General features: G+C 54.7%; 15 protein-coding genes. 11 read left to right on the forward strand and 4 right to left on the reverse strand.

Features of this window, described 5'->3' with window-relative positions; all coding sequences use genetic code 11:
- Positions 1 to 2: 2 nt before the first annotated feature.
- From Z948_RS0110685 to Z948_RS0110700, 4 genes are all read right to left on the reverse strand, one after another.
- Positions 3 to 1,277 carry a cytosine deaminase gene (locus Z948_RS0110685; RefSeq protein WP_025059559.1) on the reverse strand — a complete coding sequence of 425 codons (1,275 nt, stop codon included), beginning with the start codon at positions 1,275 to 1,277 and terminating at the stop codon, positions 3 to 5.
- Positions 1,277 to 2,131 (reverse strand): ABC transporter permease, encoded by an 855-nt coding sequence (locus Z948_RS0110690; protein WP_025059560.1) that lies wholly within the window; start codon positions 2,129 to 2,131, stop codon positions 1,277 to 1,279. Before Z948_RS0110690 ends, Z948_RS0110685 begins: the two co-directional genes overlap by 1 nt.
- Entirely contained in the window at positions 2,128 to 2,934 is an 807-nt protein-coding gene (locus Z948_RS0110695; RefSeq protein ID WP_037952209.1) for an ABC transporter ATP-binding protein, read from the reverse strand. The genes Z948_RS0110690 and Z948_RS0110695 overlap by 4 nt, the downstream gene beginning before the upstream one ends.
- Before the next feature lie 66 nt (positions 2,935 to 3,000).
- Positions 3,001 to 3,996 carry an ABC transporter substrate-binding protein gene (locus tag Z948_RS0110700; RefSeq protein ID WP_025059562.1) on the reverse strand — a complete coding sequence of 332 codons (996 nt, stop codon included), beginning with the start codon at positions 3,994 to 3,996 and terminating at the stop codon, positions 3,001 to 3,003.
- 250 nt (positions 3,997 to 4,246) lie between these two features.
- Here Z948_RS0110700 and Z948_RS0110705 point away from each other — a divergent pair, with 250 nt between their 5' ends.
- The 11 genes from Z948_RS0110705 to cysG all read left to right on the forward strand — a co-directional run bounded on the left by Z948_RS0110705 (position 4,247) and on the right by cysG (position 18,718).
- A complete protein-coding gene (locus Z948_RS0110705; protein WP_025059563.1) occupies positions 4,247 to 4,642 on the forward strand; it encodes a RidA family protein in 396 nt (131 codons plus the stop codon).
- A 197-nt stretch (positions 4,643 to 4,839) separates the two neighbouring features.
- Positions 4,840 to 5,424, forward strand: coding sequence for an ANTAR domain-containing response regulator (locus tag Z948_RS0110710; RefSeq protein WP_025059564.1), 585 nt, complete (start codon positions 4,840 to 4,842; stop codon positions 5,422 to 5,424).
- A complete protein-coding gene (locus tag Z948_RS0110715) occupies positions 5,421 to 6,599 on the forward strand; it encodes a CmpA/NrtA family ABC transporter substrate-binding protein (protein WP_025059565.1) in 1,179 nt (392 codons plus the stop codon). Before Z948_RS0110710 ends, Z948_RS0110715 begins: the two co-directional genes overlap by 4 nt.
- Before the next feature lie 287 nt (positions 6,600 to 6,886).
- Positions 6,887 to 8,200 carry a CmpA/NrtA family ABC transporter substrate-binding protein gene (locus Z948_RS0110720; RefSeq protein ID WP_425427153.1) on the forward strand — a complete coding sequence of 438 codons (1,314 nt, stop codon included), beginning with the start codon at positions 6,887 to 6,889 and terminating at the stop codon, positions 8,198 to 8,200.
- Between the two features lie 70 nt (positions 8,201 to 8,270).
- Positions 8,271 to 9,344 carry an ABC transporter permease gene (locus tag Z948_RS0110725; RefSeq protein ID WP_025059567.1) on the forward strand — a complete coding sequence of 358 codons (1,074 nt, stop codon included), beginning with the start codon at positions 8,271 to 8,273 and terminating at the stop codon, positions 9,342 to 9,344.
- A gap of 6 nt (positions 9,345 to 9,350) precedes the next feature.
- Positions 9,351 to 11,027, forward strand: coding sequence for an ABC transporter ATP-binding protein (locus Z948_RS0110730; protein ID WP_025059568.1), 1,677 nt, complete (start codon positions 9,351 to 9,353; stop codon positions 11,025 to 11,027).
- A gap of 3 nt (positions 11,028 to 11,030) precedes the next feature.
- On the forward strand, positions 11,031 to 13,460 hold the full coding sequence (gene nirB / locus Z948_RS0110735) for a nitrite reductase large subunit NirB (RefSeq protein ID WP_025059569.1): 2,430 nt from the start codon (positions 11,031 to 11,033) through the stop codon (positions 13,458 to 13,460).
- Complete coding sequence (gene nirD, locus Z948_RS0110740) at positions 13,457 to 13,792, forward strand: nitrite reductase small subunit NirD (RefSeq protein WP_025059570.1); 336 nt, start codon at positions 13,457 to 13,459, stop codon at positions 13,790 to 13,792. Before nirB ends, nirD begins: the two co-directional genes overlap by 4 nt.
- Positions 13,789 to 16,368 (forward strand): nitrate reductase, encoded by a 2,580-nt coding sequence (locus Z948_RS0110745; RefSeq protein ID WP_025059571.1) that lies wholly within the window; start codon positions 13,789 to 13,791, stop codon positions 16,366 to 16,368. The genes nirD and Z948_RS0110745 overlap by 4 nt, the downstream gene beginning before the upstream one ends.
- Complete coding sequence (locus Z948_RS0110750; RefSeq protein ID WP_025059572.1) at positions 16,365 to 17,306, forward strand: glycosyl transferase family protein; 942 nt, start codon at positions 16,365 to 16,367, stop codon at positions 17,304 to 17,306. The genes Z948_RS0110745 and Z948_RS0110750 overlap by 4 nt, the downstream gene beginning before the upstream one ends.
- Positions 17,303 to 18,718, forward strand: a complete 1,416-nt coding sequence (gene cysG / locus Z948_RS0110755) for a siroheme synthase CysG (protein WP_025059573.1) — start codon at positions 17,303 to 17,305, stop codon at positions 18,716 to 18,718. The genes Z948_RS0110750 and cysG overlap by 4 nt, the downstream gene beginning before the upstream one ends.
- The last annotated feature ends 35 nt before the right edge of the window (positions 18,719 to 18,753 follow it).

Here is an 18,753-nt window from a genome sequence, read left to right on the forward strand (position 1 = left end):
GATTAGCTCACAATCGGGTCGAGTTCGGAATAAGAAGGTAATGTGCGATCAATCGGATCACCGTCACGCAGGACGATCCGGTCCGACTGGGGGCGGGCGAAAAACTCGGTCCACGTTCGCGCATTGCACAAGATGAGATCGGCAGAAGCACCAGCGGTTAGGCTTGGTACTTCAAACCCGCAAGCCTGCGCCGGATTGCTAACAAAGGCGGCAGGCCAATCGGTTAAGCCATGGTCTAAATGACAAATCCGCGTGGCCTCGCGCATGACCTCGATCATATCGAGATCCCCGTAGGCATAGAACGGATCACGCGTGTTGTCAGATGCAAACGAGACATTAACACCAGCGGCCCTAAGTTCGTGGGCCATGGTCACACCGCGCCAGCGCGGGGTGCGGCCGGCCTCGCGATCTTGCAAATACATATTGCACATTGGCAGGGACACCACGAACAAGCCCGCCTTGGCGACCAATGCAATGATCTCGGCGGCGACGTCATCGGGCATAACTGAAATTGAACAGCAATGCCCAACTGTAACCTTGTTCTTGAACCCAAGCGCCAAGACGGTTTGGGCGATCGTGCGCAGGGTGTCGGATGTGGGGTCATTGGTTTCATCGACGTGGAAATCCACATCAAGGTTGTAAGCCTGCGCAAAATGGAAAAAGTCGTTCAGTCTCTCTTGTAGATCGGGCACCGGATAGGTCACAGCACCCAGCGTGTGCCCCCCGTCGGCGATGATTTTGGCCGTGTTGGGAAAATCGCCAGTATCGCGAAAAACCTGTTCGATCGCGACCAAACAGGAGGCCTGCAACTCGATCTTGCCCCGCCACTTTTCTCGCATTTTCTCAACGACAGCAAAGGATGACGAGGCTAGGCCATCGCCACTGTCAATATGGGTTCGGATGGCCTTGGTGCCATGCGCAAAAGCGCAGCGCAGGGCGAAATCCATCCGAGGCTCAACATCTTCGGCGGACCAATTTACATGGTCAGCACGCACTGTAGTTAAGGCGCCCGTGAAGGTGCCGTCGGGATTGGATGCGCGGGGCCAGATATGCCCTTTGTCCAAATGCGTGTGCATATCGACAAAACACGGCAGGGCCATTGCGCCTTTCATATCGATTACAGTTTCGGCCGGTTGCCCAGCGTCCGTTGATGTAATCGCGCCATCTTTGATGGTTATATCTGTGGTAATCAGGTCACCCGTTTGGCCTAAAAAGCAGGCCGGAACCGTGACATTTCGAAGTTTCTTCGCGCCGCTGGGCAAAACGCAAAATTCCATTAATTCTCCCGTTTGATGGCGCTTTCATGCCATTTGTGTAAAAGCGCGTGACTAAGAAGCGAAGCCAATGCAAATATGATGACCCCGGTAACAGCGATCAACAAAAGTGCTGCGAACATGCGCGGAATATTAAGGCGATAGCCCGCTTCGAGGATACGAAATGCGAGGCCTGAGCCAATGCCTCCCGTGCCGGCGACATATTCTGAAACCACAGCGCCGATCAAAGACAACCCCCCCGCAATACGAAGCCCGCCGAGGAAATAAGGCAAGGCTGTTGGCAACTGCAAAAAACGCAGCCTCTGCCACCGTGTCGCACCGTAGATTTTATAAAGGTCGCGCAGGTTATGATCTGTAGAGTTTAATCCAAGCGTCGTGTTGGACAGGATCGGAAAAAACGCAACGATCCATGCGCAAAGCAGCAATCCTGCAAGGCGATTGTCCACGTAAATAAAGATGAGCGGCGCAATGGCGACAACGGGTGTGACCTGTAGGATCACAGCAAAGGGATAAAACGCCATTTCAAAAAAGCGCGACTGTGTGAACAAAACCGCAAGGCCGACACCCCCGGCAACAGCAACGCCAAGCGCCATTAGCGTAATTTTGACCGTTACCCAAAGAGCATCAGACAACATTGCCCAATCATCAATGAGGGTCTGAATGACCAGTCCCGGACGCGGTAGGATATAATGGGGAATGCCGTTCCAGACGACGATCCGGTCCCAAATAGCGATTGCCAGAACCAACATGATTACGGGCAGCGCCCATTTTGCGATGCTTTCACGGCGTTTGGCCTTGGCAAGTTGCTGTTCTTCGGCGTCAACAACGGGAGCGGATTGCATATCGGTAACGCTCATGCGGAGGCCCTTTCGCCGTGTTGGTTCATCGCGCCGTGCAGCGCATCAGAAGCTTTGCGGCAAAGCTCGGCATAATCTGCGGAGGTGCGGAATGCTTCGGTGCGCGGATAGGGGGCATCGACATTCACTTCGGCAGAGACCCGCCCCGGGCGCGCCGCCATCACGACAATACGGTCAGATAGGAACACCGATTCAAATACGGAATGGGTCACAAAAATAACGGTACATTTTAGTTTGTCGCGCAGCTTTAACAGATCGTTGTTGAGTTTGTGGCGGGTTATCTCATCAAGCGCGGCAAAGGGTTCGTCCATCAGGATCAGGCGTGGTTGCGTGACCAGCGCGCGGGCAATCGACACCCGCATTTTCATGCCGCCCGACAATTCACGAGGGTAGGATCTTTGAAAATTTTCCAGCCCCACCATTTTTAGCGCCCACATAATCTCGCCTCGCACTTCGGTCAGGGACTTTCCGCGCAAGCGGTGTGGTAACCAGACGTTTTGTTCTACGGTCGCCCACGGCATCAATGTGGGTTCTTGGAAAACAACGCCCAGATCACCGTCGTTCAATCCGCCATTCCATGCGATCTGTCCGGAGGTCTGGCGCATTAGCCCCGCAATCAGGCGCAATGCTGTCGATTTTCCGCAGCCAGACGGGCCAAGGAGAGAAATGAAATCACCTTGATTTACGGTGAGGTTAAGGTCTTTGAGAGCTTGGACATTGCCATTGAAAACCTTGTCGATATTAGACATCGTTAACAGCTGGTTGCGCTGTCCCAGTGGCGGGATTGATGAGGTATTGGACATCTCAAACTTTCATAAGCAGAGACAAGGGCGAGGGATGCCGCCCTTGTCGTTCTGTTTTGGCAATAGTTACCGAAGGTCCATGCCGTATTTGGCGTTGACGAATTCGGTTGTATAAGCCGCCGAGAAGTCCAGATCGCCTTCGATAACGCCGGCTTCGACCATTTTAGTATAGAAGTCCGTGATCTGCGCATCGGTCATCGCACCAATTCCCAGCTCAAGGGCATCTCCGCTATCCACGATCCCTTCAGACAACATCTTTGAGATCGCGAAATCGATCTTGTCCTGTGTCATGTCTGGATTGGCTTCCATGATCATCGCATTGGCGTCGGCGTTGTCATTGTAGAGGTAGTTATACCAACCCGCGATTGATCCTTCGACAAAACACTTAACCTGTTCGGGGTGTTCGGCGATGGTATCGGCCATGGTTTCGACTGTTGTGGCGTAAGTGGAATACCCTGCATCCGCGATCAAAAAGATATCGGGCACGAAGCCTGCTTCTGTTTCGATCACATAAGGCTCAGAGGATAGGTAACCCTGCATTGCCGCGCCTTCGTCTGCAATGAAGGGGGCAGGGTTAAATGTATAGGGTTGTCGCTGTTCAGCGGTGAACCCGTATTGTGCGATCATCCATTGGTAGTAGGATGCATATCCGTTATCGCCGATGAGAAGGGTCAGATCTGTTAGATCTTCGAATGTTTTAGCCTTGCCTGGATGTGCGATGATCACCTGCGGGTGTTTCTGGAAAGCGGCCATAACAGCAACCACCGGAATGCCCTCTTTGGCGGCGTTGAAAGCCTGCAATAGGTCGCCGCCCATGTGGTAATCGATGCGGCCTGCCAACATCAACGCGCGGTTATTGACCTGCGGGCCACCCGGAAGAATTGTGACGTCTAGCCCGCATTCCGCATAGGTGCCGTCGGCGACAGATTGGTAAAATCCGCCGTGTTCGGCCTGCGCCAACCAGTTGGTGCCAAATGAAACAGGCGTAAGGTCCTGCGCCATCGCGGTGGTCGCGCATATTGCGGTGAGGGACGCAAAAGTTAGGGATTGCTTGAGGGTCATGAAAATCTCCTGAGGTGAACTCCGCAGACGATTCTAATCGGGGTTTTTGAATTGGGGGCAGGGTAGATGTTGAAATTCCATGAACTCCTGCGCGATTTAGCCTATCAAATGGGCGTCCCGCTCTCCGCTGCTTGTAAACTAAGCGCTTACAGACTTATTTGGCCGAAATTTAGGTGCGCATTATGTGTGGATTGACCCGTTATGGCATGCAGGGGTGACTCGAAATTCCTTTTGTGCAGGTCTCCCGTTCATGGCAACAGCTCTCAACCCCATCGGAATCGCGCCGCCATTTGGCGACTATAATCATGGGATCAAAACGGCGCGGTTGGGCCATCTGGTTGTCACGTCAGGGCAGCTTGGGCTTGCCCCAGACGGAACTTGTGCTGTTGAAGTGCGCCAACAAGCAGAGCAGTGTTTTGCCAATATTGACGCAATTCTGACTGAGGCGGGTTGTGGTCGCGGCGATATCGTTCGCCTTAGCGCATTTGTTACAGATCGCGCTTTCTTTGCTGATTATATGGCCGTGCGCGATGAGTGGCTGGCGGGATGTGCGGTTAAGCCTGCATCCACGCTGATCATCGTGAGCGGATTCACCCGAGAGGAGTTCAAGGTCGAAGTGGAAGCGACTGCGGTAATGCAAGGGTGATCAAATAGTATCGCCGCGCTCTTTGCTTGGGCGGCAAAGGGTTCGATTGCTCTGTATGATGCTCGCCTTCTTTAATTGCTTGCTTATTAGGCGGGTCTAGGTCGGGTAGCGATAAAATTGGGCATTCTGGCGCGCTTGCGGCTGTCGTGGCTGTGCCTTGGTGGTTTCACATGCGTGAACCTGCCTATTCAGAAGCTGTGCGCACTGATTTGAAAATACTAGTGGTTGAACCCGACCAAGCGAAAGCAAGCGAGATTTTGGACGCGCTGATGGAGGGTGGCTGGAGCCAAGTCACGGTGATTGCCTCGGCTGCGGATCTTGAGAAAACGCTTGCGCAGCAAAATCCGGATATTGTTCTTGTTAACCTTGCCAACCCTGATCGCGATACGCTGGAACATCTTGGCACAGTGACGAATGCGCATAATCGACCGGTTGCGATGTTTGTCGATCATACGGATGAGGTGATGACGCAGGCGGCTATCTCTGCGGGGGTTAGCGCCTATGTTGTTAATGGATTGCAAAAAGACCGGATCAAACCCGTACTTGAAACGGCCATCGCGCGGTTCAAGATGATTGCGAAAATGCATTCGGAACTGGATGCAGCAAAGCAGGCACTTGCTGATCGTAAAACCATAGATCGGGCAAAGGGGCTTTTGATTGCCGCGCGCAATATTTCCGAAGATGAAGCCTATACCCTTTTGCGTAAAACCGCGATGGATCAGGGGCGGAAAGTGATCGATGTTGCGACGGCTCTGGTAACGGCGGCGGACCTATTGCAATGACACTTACACCTGTTTCTTGTGGCTACCTTCCGCTGGTTGATTGTGCGCCGTTGATTATCGCAAAGGAATTAAAGTTTGCAGCCCAAGAGGGGCTTGACCTTTGTTTGGTGAAGCAGCCTTCGTGGTCGGCCCTGCGGGATATGCTTGCCCTCGGGCATGTCGATTTTGCGCATATGCTTTCCCCGATGCCCGTTGCTATGACGCTTGGGGTTGGGGCAATGCCTGCCCAAATCGATGCGCTGATGGTTTTGTCGGTGAATGGTACGGTTATTGGCGCGTCAGAAAACCTGAGCCGCAAAATGCAGGCCTCTGGGTGGGTAAACAGTTTTGATAATCCTCGGGCTACATCAAAGGCCTTGTTTGAGGTGGCGTCCCAAACCTTGCGGATTGGCGTGCCTTTTCCGTTTTCCATGCATCGAATGTTGCTTGAGACATGGCTGTCGGATGCGCCTGAGTTTTCTGCCGACCGGATCGAGATCGTCACAGTGCCACCATCCAAAATGGCGGATGCGGTAAGAGATGGAACGCTGGACATGTTTTGTGTGGGTGAGCCTTGGGGTTCAGTCGCTGTTCAGCAAAGTGATGCGACGCTGATCTTGCCGGGATCTAGTATCTGGGAATTTGCCCCAGAGAAAGTTTTAGGCGTTCGGCATGGCTGGGCGGGGAAGAACCCTGAGCTGTGCCATGCTATGATCCGTGCTATATATAAGGCGGCAAATTGGCTGGATAAGCCAGAAAGCACACCTTTGGCCGCCGAAATTCTTGCGCGCAGTCACCATTTGGATTTGCCTGATCATGCGATTGACCCCGCGCTTAGCGGTCGGATCGTGACAAGGCAGGGTCACCCCGCCCAGCAATCAGAGCGGTTTTTGCGCTTTCATAAAAACGCGGCCAATTTCCCATGGCGCAGCCAAGCCTGCTGGATTGCGGATATTCTAGCGCGCTGGCATGGGCTTGATCAAAGCGTGGCCCGCAAGGCGGCCTGCGCGACGTTTCGCAGTGATATATACAGAGAAGCTTTGGCGCCGATCGGTGCGGGGATTCCCGCGGCTTCCGAGAAAGTCGAGGGCGAAATGTTGCGGGAAACAGCTGTCGCTTCGACCAAAGGCGAGATGATTCTTGGCCCAGACCGGTTTTTTAATGGCGCGATTTTCGACTTTGGCGGGGGCAGATAGCCACAAATTTAGGCAAATGCCGCTTTGCGGCGAAAAAATGCTGCGTCCGCAAGGGGTGCCACTGGAGCAGAGCCATTAACAAGGCCAAGATAACCTACAAGGCAAAGATGCCTGATCCGGCTGACGATGCTGTCAGCTAACGAATAGAAGAGCAAAGCCGCTCGATTGTGCATGCACCTCCTCCCGCATGTTGCAGTCTTGCGGCTTTTTGCGTTTCCACAGGGAAAGAAAAAATGAAAAAACTAAAATGGCTTATCGCCTCTACAGTCTTTTGCGCCAGCCCCATCATGGCGGATGTTCTGGACCTTGAAAAAGACGAACTGACATTCGGCTTTATCAAACTGACAGATATGGCGCCTTTGGCTGTTGCGTATGAGAATGGGTATTTCGAAGATGAAGGCCTGTTTGTAACGCTGGAAGCACAAGCGAACTGGAAAGTTCTGCTGGATGGTGTGATTGATGGTCAGCTGGACGGCGCGCATATGCTTGCGGGTCAGCCTTTGGCGGCTACCATCGGTTACGGGACCGAAGCCCACATTATCACGCCTTTCTCGATGGATCTGAACGGTAACGGTATCACGGTTTCCAATGATATTTGGGAGCAGATGAAGCCGAACGTTCCAAAGATGGACGATGGCCGCCCACAACACCCGATCAGCGCCGAAGCGCTAAAACCGGTTGTTGAAAAATACAAAGATGACGGTGTTCCGTTTAACATGGGCATGGTTTTCCCTGTTTCTACGCACAACTACGAGCTGCGCTATTGGTTGGCCGCTGGCGGGATCGAGCCGGGTTATTATTCGCCCGAGGATGTGACCGGCCAGATCGGCGCCGATGTTTTCCTTAGTGTAACACCTCCGCCGCAGATGCCTTCCACAATGGAAGCTGGCACCATCTTTGGGTATTGCGTTGGTGAGCCTTGGAACCAGCAGGCCGTGTTCAAAGGCATCGGTGTGCCAGTTGTAACCGATTATGAGCTTTGGAAAAACAACCCAGAGAAAGTATTCGGCATCTCGGCTGAGTTCGCGGAGGAAAACCCGAACACAACGATCGCTTTGACCAAGGCGCTGATCCGCGCTGCGATCTGGTTGGATGAAAACGACAACGCCAACCGCGAAGCGGCTGTGGAAATGCTGGCACGTTCCGAATATGTGGGTGCGGACGCCGAAGTTATCGCCAACTCGATGACAGGGACGTTCGAATACGAAAAAGGCGACGTGCGTGAAGTGCCCGACTTTAACGTGTTCTTCCGCTATAACGCGACATACCCGTTCTATTCCGACGCGATCTGGTATCTCTCCCAGATGCGCCGTTGGGGGCAAATTGCCGAGCCAAAGTCTGATGAGTGGTTCATTGACACGGCTAAATCGGTTTACCGCCCAGACATCTACCTGAATGCGGCACGTATGCTGGTTGATGATGGCATGGCAAACGAAGCGGACTTCCCTTGGGATAGTGACGGTTTCAAAGCGCCAACACCTGCCGAAGATATCATCGACGGCATCCCTTACGATGGCCGCACGCCTAACGCTTACCTCGACAGCCTGCCGATTGGCCTGAAAGGCGAACAAATCGTCTCGGGTTCCGAAATCAAAGGCTAAAACCCTTGCCCATCCCGCATTGCGGGGTGGGTACCTCCCTTTTCAATTCCTCTAGATCACAGGTTTCAACATGACCGCCATCGACCCAGAAACACTTGAATCAGAAGCCCGCCGCGCCCGCCTGTTCACGCGGATTAACAAAGCCGATGCATGGTTTCAGGTGCTGGGGCTGGCGTGGCTCACACCGATACTCAAAGCTGCTGCAGGTGATAACCCGCGTGCGCAAATGTCAGAAATCTGGCGCCTGTTAGGTGTGCCTTTGCTGGCCATTTTGGTTTTCCTTGGCGCATGGGCGACCTTGGCGCCAAAGGTTCAAACATCGCTGGGGGCGATCCCTGGTCCAGCCCAAGTTTGGGAGCAGGCGATCAATTTGAACGCCGATGCGGTGCGGGAACGCGAGAAAGAAGCGGCGTTTTATGTGCGTCAGGATGAGCGCAACGCCAAGCTGATTGCCGAAGGCAAAGAAGATAAGGTAAAACAGCGGATCTATACGGGTAAGCCGACCTATTACCAACAGATCTGGACGTCGATCACGACCGTTTTCTTTGGCTTTTTGATTGGTTCCATCATTGCGATCCCTCTGGGTATTCTCGCGGGTCTGTCGGCCACGGCCAATGCGGCGATCAACCCGATTATCCAGATTTTCAAACCGGTCAGCCCGCTGGCATGGTTGCCGATTGTGACGATGGTTGTTTCGGCTGTTTATGCCACCAATGACGGTATGTTCACCAAGTCGTTTCTTGTGTCGGCCATCACTGTAACGCTTTGTTCTCTATGGCCAACGCTGATTAACACAGCCCTTGGTGTGTCCTCGATTGATAAAGATCTGGTCAGCGTTTCCAAAGTTCTCAAGATGAGCACCTATTCTAAGATTACCAAACTGGTTTTGCCATCCGCTTTGCCTTTGATCTTTACCGGTTTGCGCCTGTCTTTGGGTGTTGGCTGGATGGTTCTGATTGCGGCGGAAATGCTGGCGCAGAACCCGGGCCTTGGGAAGTTTGTCTGGGATGAATTCCAGAACGGTTCTTCGCAATCCCTCGCTAAAATCATGGTCGCGGTCTTTACCATCGGCATCATCGGCTTCCTTTTGGATCGCGTGATGTTTGCGCTGCAATCCATGTTCACCTTCACAGAGAACAGGTAATCCGACATGAGCATTCTCAAGTTCGAAAACGTCTCCAAAGGTTTTGGCCAAGGCACGGCCCGCAACGAGGTCCTGAAAGATATCAACCTAGATATCAAAGAGGGTGAGTTCGTCGCGATCCTTGGGTTCTCGGGGACAGGTAAATCAACGCTGATGAACCTGATCGCCGGCCTTGAAACGCCAGATACAGGCAGCGTTACCTTCAAAGGTGCACCAATTGCCGGCCCTGGCCCCGAGCGGGGTTTGGTTTTCCAAAGCTATTCCTTGATGCCTTGGCTTACTGTTGGTGGAAATGTGGGCCTTGCCGTTGATGCGGTATTCCCCAAGTTGTCAAAAGACGAACGTCAGGCCAAGATCGACCACTATGTCGGCATGGTTGGCCTGTCGCACGCGACATCGCGCCGCCCATCCGAATTGTCTGGCGGGATGCGCCAGCGGGTATCGGTTGCGCGGGCGCTGGCGATGAACCCAGAGATGCTTTTGCTGGATGAGCCGCTCAGCGCGTTAGACGCTCTGACCCGCGCCAATCTAGCGGATGAAATCCTTGATATTTGGGAGACAGACAAAAAGACCTGTATCCTGATCACCAATGATGTGGACGAGGCAATCCTGTTGGCGGACCGCATTATCCCGCTGAACCCTGATGGGACATTGGCCGATCCAGTAACGGTAAACATCCCGCGCCCGCGTGACCGCGCAGCGATGAACAACGACGAAACGTTCAAGGCTTTGCGGATCAAGGTCACCAACTACCTTATGGATGTTGGTATCGCGGCCAAGGTCGAAGACACCCGCATGTTGCCAGACGTGACGCCGATCCACTCGGTCCCTGCGGCGGTCGTCAAAGCACAAGAAGGGGGCATCGAAGAGCGCTACCTGACCTTCTCTCAGCTTCACAAAGTTTACCCGACCCCAAAAGGGCCGCTGACCGTTGTCGAAGACTTTGACCTGAAGGTGAAAAAGGGTGAATTCATCAGCCTCATCGGTCACTCGGGTTGTGGTAAATCCACGGTTCTGACTATGGCTGCTGGCCTGAACCCGATTAGCAAAGGCGCGATCAAGCTGGATGGCTGGAGCGTCGAGGGCGCGGATCCTGAGCGCGCCGTTGTGTTTCAATCGCCCAACTTGTTCCCATGGCTCACAGCCAAGGAAAACGTGGCGATTGGTGTGGATAAGGTTTACCCAAAAGCGTCGCAGGCAGAACGTCAGGACGTCATCGAATATTACCTTGAACGGGTAGGGCTGGCCGACAGCATGGATAAGGAGGCCAGCTCCATGTCTAACGGGATGAAGCAGCGCGTGGGCATCGCGCGGGCCTTTGCTTTGTCCCCAAAACTTTTGCTGCTGGATGAACCCTTCGGGATGCTTGACAGCCTCACCCGTTGGGAGCTGCAGGAAGTGCTGATGGAGGTTTGGTCGCGGACCAAAGTGACCGCTGTCTGTGTAACCCATGATGTGGACGAGGCGATCCTATTGGCTGACCGCGTTGTCATGATGACAAACGGGCCACAAGCAACGATCGGCAAAATCACTGATGTAAAACTGCCCCGCCCGCGTACCCGCAAGGCGCTGCTGGAGCATCCTGATTATTACACCTACCGCGCCGAGGTTCTGGATTTCCTTGAAGAGTACGAGCATGGCGCAAAACCCAAACCGAAACCCAGCAAGATTGCGGCGGAGTAAGACATGACCCAGAAATTGATTGTAATTGGTGCGGGCATGGCCTCTGGCCGTGTGCTGGAACACCTGAACGACGCCGAGGCTGATTTTGATGTCACGTTGTTCAATAGCGAGCCACGCGGCAACTATAACCGGATCATGTTGTCGCCTGTTTTGTCGGGTGAAAAAACCTACGAAGAAATCGTTACGCATGATGATGCGTGGTACGCTGAAAACAAAGTGACTTGCCGGTTCGGGGAAACGATCGCTTCGATTGATCGCGTTGCTAAAACGGTTACGGCTGCGAATGGCGATGTCTTGCCCTATGATAAACTGCTGTTCGGCACAGGCTCTAACCCGTTTATGATCCCGCTGCCCGGTCACGATCTGGAAGGCGTGATTGCCTACCGTGACCTCGAAGATACCCAGCGGATGATGGACCTTGGGCCTGACAACTCTTGTGTTGTGATTGGTGGTGGTTTGTTGGGGCTTGAGGCCGCCGCGGGGATGGCTGCGCGCGGCGTCAACGTGACGGTTGTGCATATCATGGGCCACCTGATGGAACGCCAGCTGGACGAGGCGGCAGGCTATCTGCTGCGCAAGGCACTGGTGGACAAGGGCATCACAGTTAAATGTTCGGCCAACTCCAAGGAAATCTTGGGCGAGAATGGCAAGGTCAAGGCGCTGTTGCTGGATGATGGCACAGAGCTGCCCTGTGATCTGTTGGTTATGGCCGTAGGCATCCGTCCCAATGTTGCGCTGGCCCAAGAGGCGGGTCTAGCCGTGGGCAAGGGCATTCATGTCGACGATCAGATGAACACGTCTGACACCGATATTCTGGCAGTTGGCGAATGTGTGGAACACGACGGGGCGATCTTTGGCCTTGTTGCGCCGCTGTATGATCAGGCCAAAGTTGTCGCTAAAACCCTAATGGGTGAAGAGGCGCAATTCGTTCAAAAAGAACTGTCGACCAAGTTGAAGGTCACGGGTTGTGATCTGTTCAGCGCGGGCGATTTTGCTGAAAGCGAAGGGCGCGAAGATATTGTGTTCCGTGATCCTGCACGTGGCGTTTATCGCCGTTTGGTGCTGGAGGGCGATGTGGTGATTGGCGCGGTCATGTATGGTGACACGGCAGACAGCAACTGGTTCTTCGGGCTGATCCGCGACAAGACAGATATCTCTGATATGCGCGAAACGCTGATCTTTGGACCTGCCTATCAGGGGGGTGCCCCCTCGGACCCGCTCTCAGCCGTTGCAGCCTTACCGCGTGATGCGGAAATCTGTGGGTGTAACGGCATTTGCAAAGGAGAGATCGAGGACGCGATCGCCGCAGGCTCTACGGACCTAGCAGGGATCAAAGCAACAACCAAGGCAAGCGCCTCTTGCGGGACATGTACAGGGTTGGTCGAGCAGGTCTTGGCCGTCACATTGGGAGATGATTTCGTCATCCCCGCCGCAGCCAGCGTCTGTGGTTGCACCGACATGACCCACGAAGACGTGCGCCGCATGATCAAAAGCCAAGAGCTGAAATCAATGCCAGCGGTTTGGCAGGAATGCGGGTGGAAAACATCCTGCGGCTGCCACGTGTGCCGCCCTGCACTGAACTTTTATCTGCTGGCTGACTGGCCAGAAGAGTATCAGGATGATCCGCAGTCGCGTTTTGTCAATGAACGTAAACACGCCAACATCCAAAAGGATGGTACCTTTAGCGTTGTGCCACGCATGTGGGGCGGGATCACCACGCCAGACGAGCTGCGCGCGATTGCGGATGCTGCCGATAAGTTCGACGTGCCAACGGTAAAAGTGACAGGTGGGCAGCGGATTGATCTATTGGGCGTTAAGGGTGAAGATTTACCCGCGATCTGGGATGATCTGAACAAGGCGGGGATGGTTTCTGGACACGCTTATTCAAAAGGTCTGCGTACGGTGAAAACCTGTGTTGGGACCGACCATTGCCGTTTCGGAACCCAAGACAGCACAGGCCTTGGTATTCAATTGGAAAAAATCCTGTGGGGGTCGTGGACGCCGCATAAGCTCAAGTTGGGCGTGTCTGGTTGTCCGCGCAACTGTGCCGAGGCGACCTGTAAGGATATCGGCATCGTCTGTGTGGACAGCGGTTACCAGATTAGCATCGGTGGCGCTGCGGGCATGGACGTGCGCGAGACCGTGCTGCTGTGTCAGGTGCCAACCGAAGCGGAAGTCATCGAGGTGGTCAAAGCCGTCACACAGTCCTATCGCGAAAACGCCAAATACCTTGATCGCATCTACAAGTGGATGGACAAGGTTGGATTGGAATGGATTCAGGAGCAGATGGCTGACCTTGAAACCCGTGCGGCACTTGCTGCCCGTTTTGACCTTTCTCAATCTATCTATCGCAAAGACCCATGGGCCGAACATGTGGCGGAATCTGCGCCATATGAACCTTTGGCTGATCTTACATTGGAGGCCGCAGAATGAGCGACTGGATCAATATCGCCGCGCTGGATGCAGTGCCACAACGCGGGGCACGGCTGATCAAAACAGCGCATGGCTGTGTCGCAGTGTTCCGTACATCAGAAGACAAGGTCTTTGCCCTCGACAATGCCTGCCCCCACAAGAAAGGGCCGTTGGCAGACGGGATTGTTCATGGCTCAGAGGTGACCTGCCCGTTGCACAATTGGGTGATCTCGCTGGAAACCGGCAAAGCGCAGGGGGCGGATGAAGGCCAAGTGGCAACCTATCCTGCACGCGTCGAAGACGGGTGCATCCTGCTGGATGTGGCGTTTCTAAAACAAAGGGCCGTCGCATGAGCCTGACCAAAACAGTTTGCCCATATTGTGGTGTTGGCTGTGGTCTGCTGGCAGGGCCAGATGGTACGATCAAAGGCGATCCGGATCACCCTGCGAATTTCGGGCGTCTTTGTTCAAAAGGGGCGGCGTTGGGGGAAACGATCGGCCTTGAAGGCCGTCTCTTAACGCCAAAAGTCGCTGGGCGCGATGCTGCTTGGGACGATGCGCTAGACTTGGTTGCGCAAAAATTCGGCGATGCAATTCGCGATCATGGGCCTGATAGCGTGGCAATTTATGCTTCGGGGCAGATCCTTACCGAAGACTATTATGTCGCCAACAAGCTTATGAAAGGCTTTGTCGGGTCCGCAAATATCGACACGAATTCGCGCCTTTGCATGGCCTCCTCTGTGGCAGGGCACAAGCGCGCCTTTGGTACCGATACTGTGCCAGCAATTTATGAAGACCTTGAGCAGGCCGATCTTATCGTTCTGGTTGGCTCAAACCTTGCGTGGTGTCACCCAGTATTGCACCAAAGAATTTCGGCGGCCAAGGCGGCACGCCCTGCGCTGAAAATTGTGAATGTTGATCCGCGCAAGACGGCAACAACAGGTTTGGCCGACCAGCATTTGCGCATTCTTCCAGATGGTGACGCGGCGCTTTTCAACGGCCTCCTTGCTCATTTGGCCGATACTGATGCCCTTGATCACGACTATCTGAAACATCATGTAAACGGGCACAGCGAAGCAGTTGAACAGGCGCGTTTGACCAACCCGCTGGATAGTGGCCTCTCACAAGAGGAACTCGACAGTTTCTTTGCACTATGGGCTGGAACAGAGAAGGTTGTGACAGTCTATTCGCAAGGCGTGAACCAATCCGGTTTTGGAACCGACAAGGTGAACGCGATCCTCAACTGCCATCTTGCAACGGGCCGCATCGGCAAGCCTGGGTGCAGCCCATTTTCGGTGACTGGGCAACCCAATGCCATGGGCGGGCGCGAAGTTGGCGGATTGGCCAATATCCTTGCCAATCACCTCGACATTGAAAATCCTGATCACCGCGCAAGCGTTCAAGCCTTTTGGCAAAGCCCGACGATCGCTTCAGAGGCGGGGCTAAAGGCGGTTGACCTGTTTCAAGCCTGCGCAAGTGGCAAGATCAAAGCGCTATGGGTGATCTCAACAAACCCTGCTGTCAGCTTGCCGGACGCTGATGGTGTCGCAGAGGCGATTAAGGCCGTGCCGTTTGTTGCCGTATCTGAAATCAACGCGCGGACCGATACTGGCGATCTCGCTGATGTTTTGCTCCCTGCGGCGGGGTGGGGTGAGAAAAACGGAACGGTTACCAACTCCGAGCGTCGGATGTCGCGCCAACGTGCGTTCATGCCTGCACCCGGTGAGACACGGCCAGATTGGTTGATCATCAGCCAAGTTGCCAGCCGAATGGGGTGGGGGGATGCGTTCAGCTATTCATCCCCTGCCGAAGTTTTTGCCGAGTTTGTCGCGCTGTCAAAAGCCACGCGCGAGTTTGAGCGCGACCTCGATCTGAGCGGTTTTGAAGAAATCGACTATGACAACCTCATCCCCACCCAGTGGCCCAAAAACGGGCAGAGGTTCTTTGCGGACGGGAAATTTTTCCACGCCGATGGAAAAGCAAAGATGTTGCCCATTCGCGCGCCTCAACCTCAGCAACGGGGTACGTTTACGTTTAATACCGGACGCAACCGCGATCAGTGGCATACTATGTCACGCAGCGGCAAAGCGCCCCGCCTTGGGGCGCATTTGGCTGAGCCTTACGCGGAAATCCATCCCGATGATGCGGCACGCCTTTCGGTAGGCGAGGGCGATCTTGTCACTTTGAGCAACCAATATGGCACATCTGTCTTACGTGCTTTGATCACCGATCGTACAGCAAAACAGCAAGTGTTTGCCCCAATGCACTGGACGCGGCAACAAAGCAGCGCGAGTTGGATTAACAACCTCGCCGCACCCGTGGTCGACCCTGTTTCGGGGCAACCTGCCTCCAAGATGAGCCAAGTCACGGTAAAGAAATACTCTGCAAGCTGGTATGGTTTCGCAGCCTCGCTGGATCCGATCCAGCCCCAAGGTGATTATGCTGCGGTCGCGCGCACATTGACGGGGTGGCAGGGCGAGTTTGCGGGGCTTACCCCGCCAGCTGATTGGGAAGAGCTGGTGCGCAGCTTGCTATCCTTGGAAACGGGCAATGCGTCACTCATGCGGGATGAAAGCACCCAACAGACGCGTGTGGCGTTTCATGACGGAGAAAAGCTGGTCGGATTGTTTTATGCCGCTTCAGAGCCTGTGACGCTGGCACGGGCCTATGCGGTGTCTCTCATCGGGACAGACACTTCGGCCCTACAGGCGCTTGCGGGGCGCAGCGGTGCGGATCAAGTAGACCCCGGAGCAACGGTTTGTGCGTGTCTCAATGTGGGCATCAACACCCTGCGCGAAGCGATTGCAGCGGGTGCTGGGAGCATTGAAGCTTTGGGCACGGCCACCTGTGCAGGCACAAGTTGCGGGTCTTGCAAACCTGAATTGGCGCGTTTGTTGGATGAGGCCCGTATTCCGATGGCAGCAGAATGACCCTCGCGCCTTTTGTCCGGATCGTTGCCCAAGGCAAAGGGCGTGCGCGTAGCTTAACGCAGGGCGAAGCCACAGAGGCCATGGGCCTCATCCTTGCCGATAAAGCTGATCCAGAAGCTGTTGGCGCGCTTTTGATGGTGATGCGGCTCCGCGGCGAGACAGATGAGGAAATTGCCGGATTTACTGCGGCTCTGCGCGAGTCGATTGCGCCGCTGCCCAAAGCCGACCTAGATTGGCCTTGTTATGCCGCTGGCCGCACGCGCGGTGCGCCTCTCTTTTTGTTGGCGGCCAAGGTGGTTGCCTTGGCAGGGTATACTGTGGTGATGCACGGTTGGAACTCTCACCAAAGTGCCTCGGCCGATTTGCGTGCTGCGATAAAGGAGGTCGGGCTAGAAGGCGGTGGCCTGACGTATAGGCCCCTCGAAACACTAAGCCCCGCTGCTTTTGGCTTGCTCAGATTGCGTGAGGTGCTGGGCCTTCGCAGTTGCATAAATACGGTTCTTCGCATGTGGAACCCCACGGCGGCTTTGGCTTCGGTGCAGGGGGTGTTTCACCCCAGTTACCGCGGCCTCCAATCACGTGCTGCGGCTCTTTTGGGGGACAGGAATCTGACTGTCATCAAAGGGGGCGGGGGCGAGTTTGAATGCAACCCAGCAAAAGACGCTTTTGTATTTGGGCTACGCAATGGTGTCGAGCTGAACGAGGTTTTCCCTGCGCGGATACAGGAAACACGGCGCTTACATGAGCCCGAAAAGGCAGTTGATCTGGCTGCCCTTTGGGCTGGATTCCAAACAGACAGTTTTGCCGAGGTCACGGTTATTTCAACGGCGGCACTGGCGCTTTGGACGCTTGGGGCTGAAGAAACCCCGATAGCAGCGGCCACGCTGGCATCCGAAATCTGGCACAACCGTCATGTCCACGCGAGGAGAGCAGGATGAAAACCTTCCCGATGTTTTTACAGATGCAGGGCCGCCGCGTTGTTATTGCCGGAGGAGGGGAGCAGGCCGCGCAGAAATGCCGTTTGATCCTAAAAACGGAAGCCGAAATCACCGTGCTTGCGCCCTCTCTTGAGCCTGAGCTGGCGGATCTGCACAAACAAGGAAAGCTGAACTGGCAGGCGGGGCCCATTTGCGCGGCTGACTTTTCTAATGCCGCTCTTGTGTTTATCGCAACGGGGTGTCCTGCGACAGACGCAAGCTTGCACAGTTTGGCCAAAACCGCTGGTGCAACCGTGAATGTGGTTGACCAGCCTCAGCTTTGTGATGCTCTGACCCCCTCCATCGTTGACCGCTCTCCGGTGGTTGTTGCCATCGGCACAGAAGGCACAGCACCTGTTCTAGCGCGCCAGATCAAGACCCGCCTCGAAGAGGCGCTAGAACCACGTTTGGGCGATTTGGCCGCACTGGCTGGCCGGTTGAGGGATCGCGCAGCGATGCGGCTTGGTCCCCGTGCGCGCCGCGATCTATGGCGTTGGGTGTTTGCAGGGCCCGCCCGAGAGGCCCACGCACGCGGCAGCGAACGTCAGGCGGCCCAGATGATCAAACAGGCCATCGATACGGGCGAAATTGGCACTGATCAACAGGGGGCTGTTGCGTTGGTTGGCGCTGGGCCCGGCTCTAAGGATTTGATCACTTTGCGCGGTGTTCAAAGGCTGCAAGAGGCGGATATCATCTTTTACGATCGTTTGATCGACCCCGAAATTCTTGACCTTGCACGCCGCGATGCCGAGCGGGTTTATGTTGGCAAGGCCCCAGGATGCCACCATTGGCCGCAAGATAAAATTTCTGGTGTTCTGGTTGCTGCTGCGCGTCAGGGTAAGCGGGTTGTCCGTTTGAAATGCGGTGATCCAGGTGTTTTTGCACGCGGCTCCGAAGAGGCCGACGCGCTGAACGCCGCTGGTATCGAATATGAAATCGTCCCAGGTGTGACAGCGGCCAGCGCAGCCTCTGCCTCGCTGGGTGGTTTCCTTACCGAACGTGGGACATGCGACACGCTTGTGCTGTCGACGGGGTATTCAGAGAGCCAGACGGCAAACCTTGATTGGATCAACGCGTTGCGTCCGGGAACCCGTGTGGCCATTTATATGGGTGTTGGATCTGCGGCCAAGATCGCAGATGCGCTTGTTGCTGCTGGACTAGAAGATGTGATCTCAATTGATATTGTGTCACGCGCGCAGCAGAAAGATCAGGTAATTTCCAGATGTGATGCATCCAGTTTGGTTGAAACGATCCAATCTGATGCGATCTTGAATCCAGCCATCTTGTTTCTGACGTGGCCGCAAAATGTGACAAAGGCAGATGCGACGACAGATAAGCCATTGCTGGGACAGCTGGGCGGCGCAACTGCGTAAGATAAAAGCTAAGGTAAGCGGTGAAATGGAAAGCG

This window comes from Sulfitobacter donghicola DSW-25 = KCTC 12864 = JCM 14565 (genome assembly GCF_000622405.1).
GTDB lineage: Bacteria > Pseudomonadota > Alphaproteobacteria > Rhodobacterales > Rhodobacteraceae > Sulfitobacter > Sulfitobacter donghicola.